The following is an 18547-nucleotide window of genomic DNA, read 5'->3' as shown; positions in this document are numbered from 1 at the left end:
CACGTCCTCGCCGCCCCGCTTCTCGGTGCGAAAGTCGTTCTCGCTGGCCTCGTCGATATCGCGCAGCCATCTGGCGACCTCGCCGTCCGAACCCGCGACGCGCAGGCTCTGACCGGTCACGCCCATGTGGCGCCCCTGCAATTCGGGCTCGACATTGCGGACGGTCACCGGCAGCACGCCCCCCTCGCCCAGCTCGATGATCCCGAAATTGGCCGCGAACTTCACGAGCGGCGGCGCCTCGTCGAACTTCACCTCGAGCGGGAAACGCTGCTGGTTCGTGAGCGGGCGGCCGCTTTCATCCCTGACACCATTGGGCAGGATCAGCTTCGCGGTCGTCGCGGCGGGAAGTGGTGCCTCGAAACCGACCTGCGAAACCGTTGCGGCGCCTTCATTATCGACCTTAGGCTCAAGGCTCTTCCCGCCCGGCAATTCTATCCGGATCGCCTTCGCGGTCTCCACCGAGACCGGCGCTGAGAAGCGCACCCACGCCTTTTGCACCGGGTTGCAGCCTGCCTGCGGATTGACGCGCGAACATTCGAAGCGCGCCGCGAATTCCTTGCGTACCGTGAAATCGAAGCGCTGGTCGCGCCCCGCTATCCGGCCCGAACCCGTGATGTTCTGGCCCCAGACCACCGCCATGTCGCGGCCCGGGGGCAGTGGACGGCGGCATTTCACCGCGGTGATGGTCTGCCACGCCTTGCCGCGCTCGGCGGCGTTTTCGGGGATCGCCTCCGGCAGCCCCGCCTCGTTGAGGAAGTTCGTGACGCGGTAATTGTCCTTGCCGAGCCCCGACAGGACGGCGTCGACCACCTCGGGCTTCAGCACATCGAGCGGTATCTTCTCGCCGATACCGTCCACAGCGCAATAGCCGTTGGCGGCGACCGAGGCGGCATCGGGTTGTACATTGGTGGCGACGAGGAAAACCTGATCCTCTTCGATGTCGCCGTCATATTGCCCGGGCAGCACCGCGCGGGCCGAAGGGCCACCCGTGTCGACGGTGAATTTGCGCTGTCCGCTGATCGCGGTCCCGGCAAGCGTTTTCAGCCCATCGTTGAGCGTGAAGTCGCAAGCCAGTCCACCGGGAAGCGCCCGCTCGAAATCCCAGACCCAGGTTTTGGGGTCGATCCAGCGCCCCTGCCCGCCAACCGTGCAACCGACCTTCACGGGCACCGTCGCGCGCGGATCGCCGAGCGCCACCATGTCGTCGGAGAAGCGCATCGTGAAGCGCTCGATCGCCCCTCCACCCGCACCCGGCGTCGCGAGGACAACCTGCGCCGACTGGTCTCCCGACGCGGCGACGGGCGCCAGTGCCAATGCCAGAAGAGCAAAACGCCAGGCTCGATTGCGCATCCGACTCTCCATCCTTGCGCCGCGGAGAGTGACGCTAAACAGGGCGTTAAGTCCACATGATATAGCGATTTTCGTCGAGGCTTGCCAACAAGCAAATCATTTCGGATGCTCATCAAATCCGAATCGGGGCTGTCGGATATGGGGGACTTAGCGACAATTGCCGCATGGACCGGCGCGACCGCGCACGAACTCGTGCTGTTTGCGGCCGTGCTGTTCTTGATCGGTGGCATCGACGATCTGCTGGTCGATCTGGTCTGGATCGCCAATGCGCTCTGGCGGCGCCTTATCGTGTACCGGCGGCGCCCGCGTGCCGATCTCACCAGTCTTGCTCCACCGCGCGACCCCGGCTGGCTCGCAGTGTTCATCCCCGCCTGGCGCGAAGATACAGTGATCGCACAGTTGCTCTCGACCGCGCTCGCGCGCTTCGACCATCCCGACTATCGCCTGTATGTCGGCGTCTATCCCAATGATCCCGCGACGATCGTGGCGGTTGCCTCGGTCGCGGCACGCGACTTGCGCGTACGCATGGTGATCAACGCGCGACCGGGGCCCACCACGAAAGCCGATTGCCTCAATGCCCTGTGGAGCGCACTGGAACGAGACGAACGCAAACGTGGCTGCCGCGCCAAGGCGATCGTCCTGCACGATGCCGAGGACGTGGTCCACTCGGGCGAACTCAGGATCTTCGATACGCTCATCGAGCGCTTCGTGCTTGTCCAGCTTCCCGTGCTGCCGCTCGTCGACCGCGGATCGCGATGGATCTCGGGTCACTATTGCGACGAGTTTGCCGAGGCGCATGGCAAAAGCGTGGTGGCGCGCGAAGCGCTGGGCGCCGCGGTTCCGTCCGCGGGAGTGGGCTGCGCCTTTGCGCGCGAGCGCTTGAACGGATTGCGTTCGCCAACGGCGGATTTCCCTTCGACAGCGACAGCCTGACCGAAGACTATGAACTCGACCTTCGCATCGCGGAATATGGCGGTTCGGGCATCTTCGTGCGGCTGCCTGCGACGCCCGGGGGCAAGCCCGTCGCGGTGCGCGCGCATTTCCCCTCGCGGCTTGCGGATGCGGTGAATCAGAAATCGCGCTGGATGACGGGAATTGCGCTGGCGGGCTGGGATCGTCTCGGCTGGCGGCCCGCGCAATCAGTCCCCTCACCCTGACCTTCGAGCGGCGGATCGCGCTTGGTCGGGGCGGACGCAACGCGTTTGCCGCGATGGCGGCCGGTGGCATCGGCCCCGTCGCCCTGCCCGCGGATTTCGCGCTCGAAGCCTATGGCCAGGCGGGCATTGTCGGTCTGCAGCGGCGCGACGGCTTTGTCGATGGCGCCGCAACCGCGATGCGGACCGTGCTCGAGCAAGACGGTTCGAGTCTCGCGGTGGGCGACGGGGTGTGGGGTGCAGCGCAACCCGGCGTGTCGCGGCTCGATATCGGGCCGCGCCTGCGCTTCCGGCTCGACAACCCTAATATCGGCGCTTCGCTGGACTGGCGGCAGCGCGTCTCGGGCAACGCGACCCCGCGTTCGGGCATTGCCCTCGCACTTGACGGCGGTTTCTGAATTTCGCGGCTTTTCGCCGCGCGACTGAAGGGCTACGCCTGAACGGACAATGGACCTCTACCTGCCGATCGCCAATATCTCGGTGAACGCGCTCGTGATTATCGGGCTCGGCGGACTCGTTGGCCTGCTCTCGGGCATGTTCGGTGTTGGCGGCGGCTTCCTGACCACGCCGCTGCTGATCTTCTATGGCATCCCCCCCACCGTCGCAGCGGCCTCAGCAGCTACGCAGGTGACCGGGGCAAGCGTGTCGGGCGTATTTGCGCATGTGCGACGCGATGGCGTCGACTTCCACATGGGGGGCGTGCTCGTTGTGGGCGGCATTCTGGGCTCGCTCGCGGGCGCGGGCATTTTTCGCCTGCTTCAGGATTCGGGCCAGATCGATACCGCCATCGCGCTCCTCTATGTGCTGCTGCTCGGCACGATCGGGGGCATGATGGCCAGGGAGGCGTGGACCAGCATCGTCGCGATGAAAACCGGCGCGCCCCTCGCGGTGCGCAAGCGCCGCCATCATCCATTGGTGGCAGCGCTTCCGCTGCGCTGGCGCTTCTATCGGTCCGGCCTCTACATTTCGCCGCTGGCGCCGCTGATTCTGGGTTTTTTGACGGGCATATTGACCGTCATCCTCGGCGTCGGCGGCGGCTTCATCATGGTCCCCGCAATGCTCTATCTGCTCGGCATGACGACCCAGGTCGTTGTCGGCACGTCGCTTTTTCAGATTCTCTTCGTGACGATAGCCGCAACGATGGTGCACGCGACGACCACCAAGGCGGTCGACATCGTGCTGGCCGGACTGCTGCTGATCGGGAGTGTTACCGGTGCCCAATATGGCGCGCGCTTCGCGCAGAAGATGAAGCCCGAATATCTGCGCCTGATGCTTGCCGTGATGGTGTTGCTCGTCGCAGTCCGCATGGCGGTGGGTCTCGGCTGGCGCCCCGACGAGATCTATACGGTGGCCCTGCAATGAAGCGGCGCGCGATCCTGATGTTCGCCCCGCTTCTCATCGGCGCCAACGAACCCGTGCTCGTACCCGACGTTTCCCAGCGCAAGGTCGAGATCATCTACAGCTTCACCGGTGCCGAATTGCTGGCCTTTGGTGCGATCCTCTATCCCGGCGGTCGCACCCCTGAAAAGCCCGCCGAGATCGCGGTGGTGCTCCGCGGCCCGACGCAATCTATCGTGGTCCGCGAGAAGCAGAAGATGGCTGGAATCTGGGTGAATGCGGACAGCGCCAGATTTCGCTCGGCGCCCGCCTTTTATGCGGTCGCATCGTCGCGCCCCATTCACGAAATGGTGGACGAACGCACCGCGTCGATCTTCGAGCTGGGCCTCGACAATCTCCAGCTGTCTCCCGCCAATATCGGAACGCCAGGCGAGCAGCAGCGCTTCGAATCCGGACTGATCGACCTGCGTCGCCGCACGGGCCTGTTCGTCCAGGAATCGACCACCGTCGAGATCACCGACGGCGTGCTCTATCGCGCGCGCATCGCCATTCCCGCGCGCGTGCCAGTCGGCCGCTACACTGCGGAGACTTTCCTTATCCAGAACGGTCGCGTGATTGCGGGCGCGAGCCGCGACGTCGAGATCGGCAAGTCGGGGTTCGAGCGCTTCGTGGCGGCCGCCGCCGAGAGCAGCCCCTTCACCTATGGCATTGTCGCGGTGATGCTGTCGCTGACGCTGGGATGGGCAGCGGGCGCCTTGTTCCGCCGCGGCTAGGCAGGGCGCGCCGCGTTCTGGTCAATCAAATATTTACCCCGTCGCACTACAGCGGGACACTGCCTTTCAGGGTGGTTTCGGGGGATCTCAGATGACGGACTATGCGGGCATTCAGGGCTATGGCAACGGCGCCGAACGCCACACGCCATCGCTGGCATCGGAGCCTGTCGAAACGGGCGTCGCGGCTGCGGGCCTTTATGATTCGGCCGAGATCGGAAAGGTTCTCGAGGTTGGCGGTTCGGGCGCGCGGATCGAGCTCGACGCCGCAATGCTGCGCAAGCTCGGCGACAATGACGATCCGAGCATCGCGATGGCGGGCCAGGTCGGCAGCCAGATCAAGATGAAGGTCAACAACCAATGGTTGATCTCCAACGTCAAGAGCCTGCGCCTGGCCAGCGCCGACAGCGATCTGATCTTCGCCGACATCGACTTTCTGGGAGAGGGCAACGAGGCACGCCTGACCGGTCGCCTTACGCATTTCCGCCGCGGTATCACGCGCTACCCGGTACCCGGTTGCCGCATCTATCCCGTGTCGAGCGACGACATGCAGCAGATGTACGCCGCAGAGGATCGGCCGCATATCGAGGTCGGCACCGTCTATCCCACCAAGGATATTCGCGGCGCGCTCTTCGTCGATGCGATGCTCGGCAAGCATTTTGCGCTGCTGGGCTCGACCGGTACGGGCAAGTCGACATCGGCGGCGCTCATCCTGCACCGCATCTGCGACATGGCGCCCGAAGGGCATATCGTCATGATCGACCCGCACGGCGAATATTCGGCGGCGTTCAAGACCAATGGCGCGATCTACGACGTCAACAACCTCGCCATGCCCTATTGGCTGATGAACTTCGAGGAGCATTGCGAGGTCTTCATCACCACCACAGGCAATGACGGCCAGCTCGACCGCGACATCCTCGCCAAGTGTCTGCTGGCGGCGCGCGCCAAGAACCGCGCTGCCGAGGGCATCACCAAGCTCACCGTCGACTCGCCTATCCCCTATCTTCTCTCCGACCTTACCGGCATCATCCAGAACGAGATGGGCAAGCTGGACCGCGCGGGCGAGAGCGGGCCCTATATGCGGCTGAAGACCAAGATCGACGAGATCAAGGCCGACCCGCGCTACAGCTTCATGTTCTCCGGCATGCTCGTCGCCGACAGCATGGCGAACTTCCTCGGCCGCATCTTCCGCCTGCCCGGCGACGGCAAGCCGATATCGATCATCGACGTGTCGGGCGTCCCTTCCGAAATCACGTCCGTCGTGGTCGCGGTGCTCAGCCGCATGGTGTTCGACTATGCGATCTGGTCACGCAACGAACCGCAACGTCCAATCCTGCTCGTGTGCGAGGAAGCGCACCGCTATGTCCCGTCGGACCGCGTGACAACGGGTTCCTCGGTGCGCAAGATCCTCGAGCGCATCGCCAAGGAAGGCCGTAAGTACGGCGTCTCGCTGGGCCTCATCACGCAGCGCCCGTCGGACCTTGCCGAAGGTGTGCTCTCGCAGTGCGGCACGATCATCGCGATGCGCCTCAACAACGAACGCGACCAGGCCTTCGTCAAGGCAGCGATGCCCGAGGGCGCCAAGGGCTTCCTCGATTCGATCCCGGCGCTGCGCAACCGCGAGGCGATCATCTGCGGCGAAGGCGTCGCGATCCCGATACGCGTCGCGCTCGACACATTGGAAGAGGTGCGGCGTCCTGCCTCGAGCGATCCCGTTTTCACCGATCTGTGGCGCGAAAGTGGTGGGGAGGAGGAAATCCTCGGCCGCGTCATCAAGCGCTGGCGCAGCCAGGGGCGCTGAGCCCCCGTCAGAATTCCAGTCGGGTCACATGCCCCATCTTGCGGCCCGGCCGCGCCTCGTCCTTGCCGTAAAGGTGGAGATGCGCGCTCGGGTCCGCGAGGATCACGTCCCAATTGTCAGCCGCCTCGCCGATCAGATTGTCCATCGTCACACGGCGCGCCGCGAGCCGCGTATCGCCGAGCGGCAGCCCGCACACCGCGCGGATATGGTTTTCGAACTGCGAGGTGACCGCTCCCTCGATCGTCCAGTGTCCGCTATTGTGGACGCGCGGCGCCATCTCGTTGAACACCGGTCCCTCGGCGCTGGCGAAGAATTCGAGCGTGAGCACGCCGACATAATCGAGCTTTTCCGCCACGCGCATCGCGAGCAGCCGCGCCTCCTGTGCCTGACGCTCGACGATCCCCCCCGCGGGCACGACACAGTGCGAAAGAATGCCGTGATCGTGCAGGTTGTCCGCGGGATCCCAGCTCACCTCCCGCCCATCGATTCCGCGCGCGACGATGACCGAGAATTCGCGTTCGAAGCGCACAAAGCCTTCGAGAATTGCGGGCCGGCCACCCAGGGCCTTCCAGGCGTCATCCGCGTCGGCGGGGGAGTGAAGCCGCGCCTGGCCCTTGCCGTCATAGCCGAAACGCGTCGTCTTCAGGATGGCGGGCGTCCCGACGCGTGTGATAGCGGCACCGAGTGCGTCCCTGTCCGACACGGGCGCCCAGGGCGCCGTCCGCCCGCCCAGCTCGGTCACGAATGCCTTTTCGGAAAGCCGGTCCTGCGCCACCGCAAGCGCTTCGGGCGACGGACGCACAGGCACCTTTGCTGCCAGCGCGCGCAGCGGTGCCACCGGCAGGTTTTCGAATTCATATGTGACGACGTCGACGCTGTCGGCAAAACGCGACAGCGCCTCCTCATCGTCATAGGCCGCCTGCGTGAAAAACGCCGAAACCTCCGCAGCGACCGAATCACCATCGGGCGCGTAGACATGGCAGCGATATCCAAGCTGCGCCGCAGCCGATGCGAGCATACGGCCAAGCTGACCGCCGCCAATAATCCCGATCGTTGATCCCGGCTTCAGCGCGTTCATTCGGGCTCCACCGCAACCGCATCGGTCTGAGCTGCGCGCCATGCGTCAAGTCGCCCTGCGAGCGCGAGATCCTCATTGGCAATGATGGAGGCCGCAAACAGCGCGGCATTGACCGCACCGGCCCGACCGATCGCAAGCGTTCCCACGGGAATGCCCGCGGGCATCTGGACGATCGAGAGCAGGCTGTCCATGCCGCTCAGCGCCTTGGATTCGACAGGCACACCAAGCACGGGAATACGCGTCATCGCCGCGGTCATGCCCGGCAGATGCGCCGCGCCGCCGGCGCCCGCGATGATTGCCTTGAGGCCACGCCCGGCCGCGGATCGTGCATATTCGTACAATCGGTCGGGAGTGCGGTGCGCCGAAACGACGCGGGTCTCGTGCGCGACGCCCAGCGTAATCAGCGTCTCGGCGGCGTGGCGCATCGTCTCCCAATCGGAGCGACTGCCCATGATGATGCCGACTATTGGTGACGCCTCGCCCATATTCTCGTTCGCCTTGCTCAAACCCGCGAAGCAAAGCGCCTTAGTAGACACCGGCCAAAGGCGCAATCGGATGCGCTGCTTCAGTCGATTTCACCTTAATTTTCTTTTAATTCCGACGACGTGATAATAAGGCGGAAACATTACCGGGTCGCATGGGGGAAATCCGGAGGAAATTGCATATGGCGGAGTCGATCCCGCTGAATTCGCGTGCGCGGGAAACGCACGAGGATGTAGGCGCGCTGCGCGACGAGAACGAGATCCTGCGGACAACGCTTGCCGATATGCGCGCGCGTGTGGAGGAGCTCGAACGGCTGGCGGACAGCGATACGCTGACGCCACTTCCCAATCGGCGCTATTTCTTGCGTGCGATGAGTCGCGTGCTGGCGCATGTCGCGCGTCACGGCACGCCGGCCGTCGCGATGTTCGTCGATCTCGATGGCCTCAAGCAGATCAACGATCAGCATGGCCACGGCGCAGGCGATGCTGCGCTGATTCATGTCGCCAATCTGCTTCGCCGGCATATCCGTGTGACCGATGTCGTCGCGCGGATCGGCGGTGACGAATTCGGCCTGCTGCTTGATCAGCTCGATGAGGCCGATGCCGAGCGCAAGGCCCGGTCGCTCGAACAGCTCATCGAGAAGAACCCGCTTGAACTGAAAGGCAAGATTTTGCCCCTCGCGGTCTCAATCGGGTCGACGACGCTGCGCTCCGACGACAGTACCGAAACCGCACTCGCGCGCGCCGATGCGCGTATGTACGGCACCAAGCGCGGCTAAGCGCGCGGCCTCAGCGCTCGGAGAGATAATAGCGGTCGGTGGCAGCCAGCGCGTCGTCAAGTTCATAGACGATCGGCTGTCCGGTCGGAATTTCGAGCCCGGTGATCTCGGCATCTGGAATGTTCGACAGGTGCTTGACGAGCGCACGCAGCGAATTGCCGTGCGCCGAAATCAGCACGCGCTTGCCGGCCTTGAGCTCGGGCGCGATCCGCGCCTCCCAGTAGGGCAGTACGCGCGCGATCGTGTCCTTGAGACTTTCGGTGTTGGGAACGGCAATGCCCGCATAACGGCGGTCGTTCGACAGGTCCCAGGGGCTGCCAGCCTCCAGTGGCGGCGGCGGCACATCGAAGCTGCGGCGCCAGACATGCACCTGATCTGCGCCGTGCTTCGCCGCGGTCTCGGCCTTGTCGAGCCCGGTCAGCCCGCCATAGTGGCGCTCGTTCAGCCGCCAGTCCTTTTCGACGGGCAGCCACAACCGGCCCATTTCCTCGAGCGCGAGGTGCAGCGTCTTGATCGCGCGCGTCTGGAGCGAGGTGAAGCAACGGTCGAAGTCGAGCCCCTTCTCCTTCATCAGCTGTCCCGCGGCGCGTGCTTCGTCGGCGCCCTTCTCGGTTACATCGACATCCCACCAGCCTGTGAAGCGATTTTCCAGATTCCACGCGGATTGGCCGTGACGGATGAGGACGAGCTGGGGCATTGATGTCTCCGGACTGATTTTGCGGGCTTCTTAGCCGTCCGATGAGAAAAGTCATCCCCGGCTGTCACAAAGGAGTGCGCTGGTTCGTCCAGCTTGAGTCCCTCCAGCGAAGGATTGAAGGCCATGCAAGCCCGACTCGATTATTTCAAAGCCGCTCCCGAGGTTCTGAAGGCCCTGATGGCGCTCGAGAACGCCGCCGTGAATTCGGGGCTCGAGCACAGCCTGATCGAGCTGGTGAAGACGCGTGCGTCGCAGATCAACCAATGCGCTTATTGCATCCATATGCACACAAAGGATGCGCGCAAGGCAGGCGAGACCGAGGAGCGGCTCTATCTGCTGAACGCGTGGCGCGAATCGCCGCTCTACACCGACCGCGAACGCGCGGCGCTCGGCTGCACCGAAGCCCTGACCTTGCTCGCCGACACGGGCGCGCCTGACGAGGATTATGAAGCGCTCGCCGCCGAATTCTCGCCCGAGGAACAGGCAAGGCTGACGCTGCTCATCGCCACGATCAACGCATGGAACCGCTTCGGCGTGGGCTTCCGGCTGGTCCACCCGACCCACTGAGCCGCCTTGCTCCTGGCCGGGACGGCGTGGCAAGACCCGTCGCCCCGGCACAGGAGGCAGACATGGCGATCACGCGGCGGACGATGGTGTATGACGGCCCCGGCGGCACATTCGAAAGCGTGCTTGCCTGGGACGATGCGACAACCGCGCCGCGCCCGGGCGTGCTCGTCTTTCCCAATGTCCTCGGTCAGAAGGAATTCGACAATCAGCGCGCCGAAAGACTGGCGGCGCTCGGTTATGTCGCGCTGGCGACCGACCTTTTCGGTCAGGGCAAGCGCAAGACGCGCGAGGATGCCGATTTTGCCGGGCACATGGTTGCGCTGCTCGCGGATCACGACCTGTTGCGCGAGCGGCTGCTCCATGCGCATGCCACCCTCAAGACGCTGGATGAAGTTGATGCCGCGCGCACGGGCGCGATCGGATTCTGCTTCGGTGGACGCTGCTGCCTCGATCTTGCGCGCGCGGGCGCCGATGTCGCGGGGGTGGCGAGCTTTCACGGCATCTATACACGGCCGCCCTGGCCCAATGCGAAGATCACCGCGAAGATTCTTGTCCTCCATGGCTGGGACGATCCGCTCGCGCCCCCCGAAGATGTCGTCGCGCTGGCGAGCGAGCTGACCGATGCGGGCGTCGATTGGCAGCTGCACGCGCACGGCCATACCGGACATGCCTTTACCGATCCGGGCGTCCATATGCACGAGCGCGGACTGTTTCATCAGCCCGATGCCGACCGCCGGAGCTGGCAGGCGATGGAAAATTTCTTCGCCGAGACTTTCGGCGCCGGCTGACGCCCTGTTTGGGTGGGTGCAGGCGAAGCGAGCCTGTCTTCCTTGTGAGTGTTGGAATCCTGGCCAGGATCCTCGCCCTATTGCCTCGCGGCAATCGCACCCACCCGTGCAAAACCGGGCAAGGCGCTTGCGCCTTGCCCTGCTCCACACCCCTCCCCGAAGGGAGGTTCGCAATTCTCAGATCAGGTCAATCATCTCCGCGAGGTTGTCGAGGCAGTCATGCGCGAGCTTCTTGCTGCGCGCGGGTGACCATCCGAATTCCGGGTCCGGCGCCGCTGCATTGTCCTTGAAGGGCATTTCGAGCGTCATCGACACCGCGCCGAACCGCTCCGCAAGCTGCGGTGTCGACATTGACAGATTGGCCTGCCCCGCCGCCGCCACGACATAGCCGAGCCGCGTCTGGAAGTCGGGCGTCCGCGCCGCCAGCGTATCGCGAAACCTGTAGTAGAGACCGCCCTGCTTCTCGTTCCACGAAGGTATCCCCTCGAAGCCCGCAAGAAACGCCGCCGGGATCGCCTCGTCGCCATGCACGTCCATCGCAAAGTCGACGCCGGTGCCATCCATCGCCTTCAGCACATGGAGCACTTCGGGGCTCTTTTCCGCGCTCGGCGCGTGCCATTCGCGGTTGAGGTTTATGCCAACAGCGTTGGTCCTGAGATGCCCGCGCGCCGAGCCGTCGGGATTCATGTTCGGGACGATGTGAATCGTCGCCTTGCTCCTCAGCAGCTGCGCGATCGCATCCTCGGGATCGGTCAGCTTTTCGAGCGCGCCTTCGATCCACCATTCGGCCATCGTCTCGCCCGGATGCTGGCGCGCATAGAGCCAGACCTGCTTCGGCCCCTCACCCATCGTCAGACGTTCGATCGGCCGACCGTCGAGCGAATTGCCGAGCAGCGTGCGCGCCACGCCGGGCTTTGCGGCATGCGATTCGATCAGCGCGGCATGACGCGCGCTCGAATAGGGCGCGAAATAGGCAAGCTCGAGAGCGTCGCCCCTGGGCTCGACATGGATGGTGAGCACGCCGTCGGCATAATGCGTCTCCACCTGCCTCCAGTTTTCGCCATCCTCGCTCGCGCGTGCCGCATAGTCGGGCCAGCCGCCGGGATAGGCCGATTCGGAACAGTTGGTGATGCGCAGGGTCAGCCGGCGCCCCCCCGCGCCGGTCACGCGGAAACAGAACCATTGGAAGAAATCGGACATGTGATCGCGACGGATCGCCAGATCGGCGCTCTCCCCCTCGATCTTCAGGACCTCGATATTTCCGCCGTCAAAATCGCTCGTGATACTAATCGTCATGGCACGCTGATAGTTTCACCTGAGCGGCCGGGGAAGTCCTTGAAAAGCGCACTGGCCAATTTTCCTGCGGCGATGCCCGGTTGTGCCGCGGGCGCGTTCTCCTTGGCCTCGGTCTGGGCACGGCCTTCCCAGATCACGTCGCCCGCCGCACGGCGCTTGATCTGGACATGCAGTTCGGAGACGATCAGGTCCTTGGGCTTGCCGCCGAACGAGAAGCCGACGCCTACGCCGACCCCACCGCCATAGCTGCCCGAGGCGCCGCCCACGCCCACCGACACCGGCGAATTCTGCGCGAGCGCCTGGCGCGTGTCGCGCGAGACCGCCACGGTCGCAACATAGTCGGACGCGCCGATCGCTGCGGGGGCGAAGCCAAGTCGCTGCAGCTCGGCGGCCACCGCATTGGTATAGTTGGTGAATTCGAGGCTCTTCACGCCCGGCGCGGCCGTGTCGATCGCCACCGTGCCCGGCGCGATCGGCTGATTCAGGTGGAAACGCGTCACTTCGACCGGCGGTATGCTGGCCGCGCACCCCGCCAGCGCGAGCGCGGCCCCGACCATTACGGATTTCACCGATCGCTGCGCAACCTTGCTCATATCATTTTCTCCAGCCATCCCGCGTGGATAACGCCTGACCGGCATTGTCTGCCTCAAAATTGCCTTCGGCACCATTGCCATCTCGCCAGCCGTGCCCGCTCGGCTATAGGACCGCAGGCATTGAGGCTTTGGAGTATCGGATGAGCGGCAAATTCCCTGTCCTGGTGACCGGCGGCGCGGGCTATATCGGCAGTCACGCGGTGCTCGCCCTGCTCGATGCCGGCTGGCCCGTGGTGGTGATCGACAATCTCTCGACCGGATTTGGCTGGGCGGTGGACGAGCGCGCGGTCCTCGCCGAGGGCGATATCGAGGATCAGGCGCTGGTTGGCCGGTTGATCGCCGAACACGGCATCGGCGCGATCATGCATTTTGCGGGATCGATCATCGTCCCCGAATCGGTCGAAAACCCGCTCAAATATTACCACAACAACACCGCGAAGAGCCGCGCGCTGATCGAGGCGGCGGTGAAGGGCGGGGTCAGGCACTTCATCTTTTCCTCGACCGCCGCGACCTATGGCATTCCCGAGGAAAGCCCGGTGCGCGAGGATAGTCCCAAGCGCCCGATCAATCCCTATGGCATGTCCAAGCTGATGACCGAGGCGATGCTCGCCGACGTGGCGAAGGCGCACCCCATGAATTTCTGCGCACTGCGCTATTTCAATGTGGCGGGAGCCGACCCGCAGGGCCGCTCGGGCCAGTCGACCGCGGGCGCGACGCATCTGATCAAGGTCGCGGTCGAGGCTGCGCTCGGCAAGCGCGAGTCTGTCTCGGTCTTCGGCACCGACTACGACACCCCCGACGGCACCGGCGTGCGCGACTATATCCATGTGAGCGACCTCGCCGCCGCGCATGTCCACGCACTCGATGCGCTCGCCGCCGATCCCGAATCGAGCCACATCCTCAACTGCGGCTATGGCCGCGGCTTTTCGGTGCTCGAGGTTCTGAACGCGGTCGACCGCGTCACCAACATGAAGATCGAGCGCCGGATGGAGGGCCGCCGTGCGGGCGACCCCGACAGCCTCATTTCGGACAATCGCGCGATCCTTGCGCGCCTGCCCTGGCGGCCACAGCATGACGATCTCGACACCATCGTCACCCACGCGCTCGCCTGGGAACGCAAATTGAGCGAGATTCGCGGGGCCGGAGCCTGATCGTTTGAGGTGGAAGCGCCGTGCGCTTCCGCCGAAAGCGTGAATCAGGCTCGACGCTGATAATTGTGACCTTGATACACGTTCCCGGCTGAATCAGCCGGAAACGATCAAGGTCCGGGCTTGACTCGGGCGCGCCCCCGCCATAGGGCGACGCCTCATTTTTCGAACAACACGAAGTTTTGGAAGCGTTTCGACATGAAGATCCGCAATTCGCTGAAGTCGCTCAAGGACCGTCACCGGGATAATCGCGTGATCCGTCGTCGCGGCCGCACCTACGTCATCAACAAGACCAACCGCCGCTTCAAAGCCCGCCAGGGCTGATCCGGGATGGCGGTCGAGGCCGTCGTCTTCGACGTCGGCAACGTCCTCTACCGTTGGGAGCCTCGCTCCCTTTACGAGCGCCTGATCCCCGATGGTCAGGCGCTTGACGCGTTCATGGACAATGTCGTCACGATGGACTGGCATCTGCAGCACGATGCCGGCCGGCCCTTTGCCGAAACGAGCGCCGAGCTGATCGCCGAGCACCCCCAGCATGCGGAGCTGATCCGCGCCTGGGGCGAGCGCTTCGATGAGACGATTCTCGGCATGGTCGAGGGGATGCAGCCCATCGTCGAGGCGCTCGACGCGAATCGCGTGCCGCTGTTCGCGATCACCAATTTCTCGGGCGAATTCTGGAAGCCCTTTCGTTTGGCAGAAGCGCATATCTTCGATCGCTTCCGCGAGATCGTCGTCTCGGGCGACGAGAAGATGCTGAAACCCGATCCCGCGATCTACGACCTCGCGATCGCGCGCTTCGGCATCGCTCCCCAAAGCGCGATCTTCATCGATGACCGCGAGGACAATGTCGAAGCCGCGCGCAATGCGGGCATGACGGGACATCACTTTTCCGGCGCCGCGGCGCTGAAGACCGAGCTGGAGCGGCTCGGCCTGCTCTGAAACCTGCTCCGCCCCGAAGCGGACGCGCCCCCCATCCCGCACGCACGACCCGCCATATGCCGCGGTGGTTGCTGGACATGCACCTTCACCGACGCCGCCTCGACACATTACGCCGACCGTGTGTCACAATAATGCAACACGCCTCCTAAACATCTATCTCATACTGAAAAATTTCATATGCATTTAATCACAAGACGTCACTTCCATGCAAATATGCCATTGGTAAAAATACGATCGACCTTCCATATCATGTTACATTAGATGTAGAGTGCAATTGGCTAAGCGTGATAACAACTTGGAAATTATCGGAGATAATATTTAGTAACACGGAAATCCTGAAGGAACATTTTGACTTTACCCGTGATCCGTCGTCACCCCGTCCGGTATTCGGGCATATCGCCGACGCGGATTGCAAAACGTCATGCCAGACAGGAGACGCGACATGCGTATCAACGACACATCGCTGCACGATCATGACGGCAGGTCGATCCGACGAGCCATTCCGGGTGTAATCGCCCTGCTGGCTGGCATATCCCTCGCAACTCCGGCGATGGCGCAGAGCGACGAGACCGACTTCTCCGGCTTTCGGGTCGAAGCGCTGGGTGGCTATGACAATACCGGCGTCGACTTTGACGATGATGCCTTCGGCGGCGGCAAACAGTCGCAGAGCGGCTTTCTCTACGGGATTGCCGCGGGTTACGATTTCCAGACCGGTCCGATGTCGTTCGGGATAGACGTCGAGTTCAGTGATGCAACATCGGGCGATCAGTTCGATCTCCAGGGCATCGCGGCTGACGGGCAGGCGGTCGCCGCAACCGCGAACGTCGATGTCGGCGGCGACTTCTATATCGGCGGGCGCGCCGGCTATGTCGTCTCTCCGGGCATCCTGCTCTATCTGCGGGGCGGCTACACGCACGAAAAGGTCGACATCGATGGTTCTGGCACCAAGGCCGGGACGCCGTTCACCTTTGACGACGGCATCGGCCTGGATGGCTTCCGGCTTGGCGTCGGGTCCGAAATCAAGCTGACCGACATGATCTTCGGCCGGGTCGAATATCGCTATTCGAACTATAATAACGGCAATCTGAGCATCGGCAGCAACGATGTGAATCTCGACGCCATGTTCGAGGACATCGACGTGGTTCGTCACCAGGGCGTGGTCGGCGTCGGGATCAGGTTCTGATCGCCCGCGACAGGGTCGCCTCCAGGGAGGCGGCCCTTCTCGCTTAACCGCGATGCCCCTTGAGTTCGTCGCCGCTCAGCCGGACAACGTGGAGCACATTGGTCGACCCCGGCGTGCCGAAGGGAACGCCCGCCATCAGGATCACGCGATCGCCCGCCTTGGCGATGCCGTGGCGCAGCACCATCCGCTTGGCCTTGGCCACCATCTCCTCGAACGACCCGACGTCCCTGGTGTGCACCGCGTGAACGCCCCAGAGCAGCCCCAGCCGCCTTGCGGTCGAGAGCTGCGGGGTGAGCGTCATCAGCGGCACCGAGGGGCGCTCGCGGGCGACGCGCCGCGCGGTCGAGCCCGACATGGTGAAGCAGATGATCGCTGAGGCCGAGACTGTGGCCGCGATGTTGCCCGAAGCCTCGGCAAGCGCGTCTGCCGTCGTCGGATCGGGCAGCGTCTCGGTGAAATGGATGCGCTCGGCATAGCCGGGATCGGCCTCCACCGCGGTCGCGATCTTGTTCATCATCGCGACCGATTCGACGGGCCAGGCGCCCGCCGCCGATTCGGCCGAGAGCATGACGGCATCGGCGCCGTCATAGATCGCATTGGCGACGTCGGAGACCTCCGCACGCGTCGGCGTCGGCGCGGTGATCATCGATTCGAGCATCTGCGTCGCGACCACGACGGGACGGCCCATGCGGCGCGCAGTCTCGACGATGCGCTTTTGCAGCGGCGGCACCGCCTCGGGGGGAAGCTCCACGCCAAGATCCCCGCGCGCGACCATCACCGCGTCGGCGAGCTCGAGGATGCCGTCGAGCCGGTCGATCGCCGAAGGCTTCTCGATCTTGGCGAGCAGCGCGGCCTTGCCGCCGATCAGCCGCCGCGCTTCGGCGACGTCCTCGGCGCGCTGGACGAACGACAATGCGATCCAGTCCGCGCCCTGTTCGAGCGCGAAGCTCAGATCCTTGCGGTCCTTCTCGGTGAGCGCGGCCATCGGCACGATCACGTCGGGCACATTCAGCCCCTTGTTGTCGGAGAGCTTGCCCCCCGTCTCGACCAGCGTCTCGATCCGCTCGCGCGTCACGCTCTGCACGCGCAGGCACAGCTTGCCGTCGTCGAGCAGCAGCCGCGTGCCCGGCTCGAGCGCCTCGAAGATCTCGGGGTGCGGCAGGTTCGCGCGGCTCGCGTCACCCGGCGCCCTGTCGCGGTCGAGCACGAAGCGTTTGCCCGTCTCGAGCATCACCGATCCGCCCTCGAATTTGCCGACGCGCAGCTTCGGGCCCTGCAGGTCGACGAGAATCGTCATCGCGCGGCCCAGTTCGCCTTCGAGCGCGCGGATGTTCGCAATCACCTTCGCGTGCCCCTCATGGCTGCCATGGCTCATGTTGATCCGGAAGGCGTCCGCGCCCGCCACATAGAGCTTCTTGATCATCTCGGGCGTGCTGCTTGCGGGGCCGAGCGTCGCGAGGACGCGGACCTTGCGGCTGCGGGGGGCGATATGGGTGGTCACAAGAGCTCCGGCTGGATTGTGCGGATATGGCCTTACCCGCTATTTAGGACAGATCAACTCTGGAGTGACAACGTTGGACATAGAATCGATCGACGATGCCGTAGCGGCAGAGGTCTTGCGCAGGCTCGTCCACCACCTGCGCCATCGCACCGACGCACAGAATGTCGACCTGATGGGCCTTGCGGGCTTTTGCCGCAACTGCCTGGGCGACTGGCTGGCCGAGGCGAGCGACGGCGCGCTCGACAGGGATGCTGGGCGCGAGGCGGTCTATGGCATGCCCTATGCGGAGTGGAAGGCGAAGCACCAGGGCGAGGCCACGCCCGAGCAGATCGCGCGGATGCAGGAAAGCATCCAGCGCAACGCTTGAGGGGCGGGACGGAATAACGCGCGCGGCGCTTGAGCGAGACGCCGCGCTCGCCTAACAGCACCCTCCACATCTTTGGGAGAATCACCAGCATGAGCGACAATGTCGCCGCAGATCAGCTGCGGTTGTTCATCGAGCGTATCGAACGGCTTGAGGAAGAGAAGAAGGGCATCGCCGACGACATCAAGGATGTCTACAACGAAGCGAAGTCCAACGGTTACGACGTGAAGACGATGCGCACCATCGTCCGTCTTCGCAAGATGGAAGCGCATCACCGCGCCGAAGCCGAAGCGCTGCTCGACACCTACAAGGCTGCGCTCGGTCTCGACTGAGGCGGTCTTCGACATAGACTAAGGAAGGGAAACCCGCGATGATCCTGACGACGACCGCAGCGGTGGAGGGCCAGCCCGTCCACCAGTATCTCGGCATCGTGACCGGCGAGGTGATCGTCGGCGCGAACATCTTCAAGGATCTCTTCGCGGGAATCCGCGACATTGTCGGCGGTCGCGCGGGTGCCTATGAAAGCACGCTGCGCGATGCGCGCCGCGAAGCGTTCGCCGAGCTCGAGGCCGAGGCGCAGGGCAAGGGCGCCAATGCGGTGATCGGGATCGACATCGATTACGAGGTCATCGGCAAGGAGGGCTCGATGCTCATGGTGACCGTTTCGGGCACCGCGGTGCGCATCTGAGCGCTTGAAGACACCAGCAGGAACCAGAGAG

General features: G+C 64.1%; 20 protein-coding genes and 2 pseudogenes. 15 read left to right on the top strand and 7 right to left on the bottom strand.

Features of this window, described 5'->3' with window-relative positions:
* Window positions 1–1350: pseudogene (locus MKI88_RS14035) on the bottom strand (alpha-2-macroglobulin); the annotation flags it as partial.
* Window positions 1351–1455: 105 nt separating this feature from the next.
* On the opposite strand from MKI88_RS14035, the pseudogene MKI88_RS14030 reads away from it, so the two are divergent.
* From MKI88_RS14030 to MKI88_RS14005, 5 genes and pseudogenes are all read left to right on the top strand, one after another.
* Window positions 1456–2507, top strand: a pseudogene (locus MKI88_RS14030) (glycosyl transferase family protein).
* 53 nt (window positions 2508–2560) lie between these two features.
* The gene (locus tag MKI88_RS14020; protein WP_241632013.1) at window positions 2561–2902 is read left to right on the top strand and encodes a hypothetical protein; all 342 of its coding nucleotides are present in this window, start codon (window positions 2561–2563) and stop codon (window positions 2900–2902) included.
* A 49-nt stretch (window positions 2903–2951) separates the two neighbouring features.
* Window positions 2952–3866 carry a sulfite exporter TauE/SafE family protein gene (locus MKI88_RS14015; protein WP_241632012.1) on the top strand — a complete coding sequence of 305 codons (915 nt, stop codon included), beginning with the start codon at window positions 2952–2954 and terminating at the stop codon, window positions 3864–3866.
* Window positions 3863–4615: a TIGR02186 family protein gene (locus MKI88_RS14010; RefSeq protein ID WP_241632011.1), complete on the top strand. Its 753-nt coding sequence runs from the start codon at window positions 3863–3865 to the stop codon at window positions 4613–4615. Before MKI88_RS14015 ends, MKI88_RS14010 begins: the two co-directional genes overlap by 4 nt.
* A 91-nt stretch (window positions 4616–4706) precedes the next feature.
* Window positions 4707–6413 (top strand): ATP-binding protein, encoded by a 1707-nt coding sequence (locus MKI88_RS14005; protein WP_241632010.1) that lies wholly within the window; start codon window positions 4707–4709, stop codon window positions 6411–6413.
* Between the two features lie 7 nt (window positions 6414–6420).
* Here MKI88_RS14005 and MKI88_RS14000 read toward each other — a convergent pair whose 3' ends face one another.
* On the bottom strand, window positions 6421–7491 hold the full coding sequence (locus MKI88_RS14000) for a 5-(carboxyamino)imidazole ribonucleotide synthase (RefSeq protein WP_241632009.1): 1071 nt from the start codon (window positions 7489–7491) through the stop codon (window positions 6421–6423).
* Window positions 7488–7976, bottom strand: a complete 489-nt coding sequence (gene purE / locus MKI88_RS13995) for a 5-(carboxyamino)imidazole ribonucleotide mutase (protein ID WP_241632008.1) — start codon at window positions 7974–7976, stop codon at window positions 7488–7490. The genes MKI88_RS14000 and purE overlap by 4 nt, the downstream gene beginning before the upstream one ends.
* Window positions 7977–8155: 179 nt before the next feature.
* Here purE and MKI88_RS13990 point away from each other — a divergent pair, with 179 nt between their 5' ends.
* Window positions 8156–8752: a GGDEF domain-containing protein gene (locus tag MKI88_RS13990; protein WP_241632007.1), complete on the top strand. Its 597-nt coding sequence runs from the start codon at window positions 8156–8158 to the stop codon at window positions 8750–8752.
* 10 nt (window positions 8753–8762) lie between these two features.
* Here the strand turns inward: MKI88_RS13990 and gpmA are convergent, their stop codons facing one another.
* A complete protein-coding gene (gene gpmA / locus MKI88_RS13985; protein WP_241632006.1) occupies window positions 8763–9449 on the bottom strand; it encodes a 2,3-diphosphoglycerate-dependent phosphoglycerate mutase in 687 nt (228 codons plus the stop codon).
* A gap of 123 nt (window positions 9450–9572) precedes the next feature.
* Here gpmA and MKI88_RS13980 point away from each other — a divergent pair, with 123 nt between their 5' ends.
* Entirely contained in the window at window positions 9573–10016 is a 444-nt protein-coding gene (locus tag MKI88_RS13980) for a carboxymuconolactone decarboxylase family protein (RefSeq protein ID WP_241632005.1), read from the top strand.
* Between the two features lie 62 nt (window positions 10017–10078).
* Window positions 10079–10804: a dienelactone hydrolase family protein gene (locus MKI88_RS13975; protein WP_241632004.1), complete on the top strand. Its 726-nt coding sequence runs from the start codon at window positions 10079–10081 to the stop codon at window positions 10802–10804.
* A 177-nt stretch (window positions 10805–10981) separates the two neighbouring features.
* On the opposite strand, the gene MKI88_RS13970 is transcribed toward MKI88_RS13975, so the two are convergent.
* Both MKI88_RS13970 and MKI88_RS13965 read right to left on the bottom strand, forming a co-directional pair.
* The gene (locus MKI88_RS13970; protein WP_241632003.1) at window positions 10982–12100 is read right to left on the bottom strand and encodes a M14-type cytosolic carboxypeptidase; all 1119 of its coding nucleotides are present in this window, start codon (window positions 12098–12100) and stop codon (window positions 10982–10984) included.
* Window positions 12097–12693: a DUF4136 domain-containing protein gene (locus MKI88_RS13965; protein ID WP_241632002.1), complete on the bottom strand. Its 597-nt coding sequence runs from the start codon at window positions 12691–12693 to the stop codon at window positions 12097–12099. The genes MKI88_RS13970 and MKI88_RS13965 overlap by 4 nt, the downstream gene beginning before the upstream one ends.
* A gap of 140 nt (window positions 12694–12833) precedes the next feature.
* Here MKI88_RS13965 and galE point away from each other — a divergent pair, with 140 nt between their 5' ends.
* The 4 genes from galE (at window position 12834) to MKI88_RS13945 (ending at window position 15963) form a co-directional block, all read left to right on the top strand.
* Complete coding sequence (gene galE, locus MKI88_RS13960; RefSeq protein ID WP_241632001.1) at window positions 12834–13844, top strand: UDP-glucose 4-epimerase GalE; 1011 nt, start codon at window positions 12834–12836, stop codon at window positions 13842–13844.
* 195 nt (window positions 13845–14039) lie between these two features.
* On the top strand, window positions 14040–14165 hold the full coding sequence (gene ykgO, locus MKI88_RS13955; protein ID WP_003046794.1) for a type B 50S ribosomal protein L36: 126 nt from the start codon (window positions 14040–14042) through the stop codon (window positions 14163–14165).
* A gap of 6 nt (window positions 14166–14171) precedes the next feature.
* Window positions 14172–14780, top strand: coding sequence for an HAD family phosphatase (locus tag MKI88_RS13950; RefSeq protein ID WP_241632000.1), 609 nt, complete (start codon window positions 14172–14174; stop codon window positions 14778–14780).
* Window positions 14781–15222: 442 nt separating this feature from the next.
* Window positions 15223–15963 (top strand): outer membrane protein, encoded by a 741-nt coding sequence (locus MKI88_RS13945; RefSeq protein ID WP_241631999.1) that lies wholly within the window; start codon window positions 15223–15225, stop codon window positions 15961–15963.
* Window positions 15964–16006: 43 nt separating this feature from the next.
* On the opposite strand, the gene pyk is transcribed toward MKI88_RS13945, so the two are convergent.
* Complete coding sequence (gene pyk, locus MKI88_RS13940) at window positions 16007–17464, bottom strand: pyruvate kinase (RefSeq protein WP_241631998.1); 1458 nt, start codon at window positions 17462–17464, stop codon at window positions 16007–16009.
* A 73-nt stretch (window positions 17465–17537) separates the two neighbouring features.
* Here pyk and MKI88_RS13935 point away from each other — a divergent pair, with 73 nt between their 5' ends.
* The 3 genes from MKI88_RS13935 (at window position 17538) to MKI88_RS13925 (ending at window position 18516) form a co-directional block, all read left to right on the top strand.
* On the top strand, window positions 17538–17831 hold the full coding sequence (locus MKI88_RS13935; RefSeq protein WP_241631997.1) for a DUF1244 domain-containing protein: 294 nt from the start codon (window positions 17538–17540) through the stop codon (window positions 17829–17831).
* 89 nt (window positions 17832–17920) lie between these two features.
* Window positions 17921–18160 carry a DUF2312 domain-containing protein gene (locus tag MKI88_RS13930; protein WP_241631996.1) on the top strand — a complete coding sequence of 80 codons (240 nt, stop codon included), beginning with the start codon at window positions 17921–17923 and terminating at the stop codon, window positions 18158–18160.
* 38 nt (window positions 18161–18198) lie between these two features.
* Window positions 18199–18516 carry a heavy metal-binding domain-containing protein gene (locus MKI88_RS13925; RefSeq protein ID WP_241631995.1) on the top strand — a complete coding sequence of 106 codons (318 nt, stop codon included), beginning with the start codon at window positions 18199–18201 and terminating at the stop codon, window positions 18514–18516.
* Window positions 18517–18547 lie beyond the last annotated feature (31 nt).

Origin of the sequence: Sphingomonas sp. LaA6.9 (assembly GCF_022601895.1) — a bacterium.
Classification (GTDB): domain Bacteria; phylum Pseudomonadota; class Alphaproteobacteria; order Sphingomonadales; family Sphingomonadaceae; genus Sphingobium_A.
The sequence above is the reverse complement of the archived record's forward strand: the minus strand, read 5'-3'. Positions and strand labels throughout refer to the sequence as shown.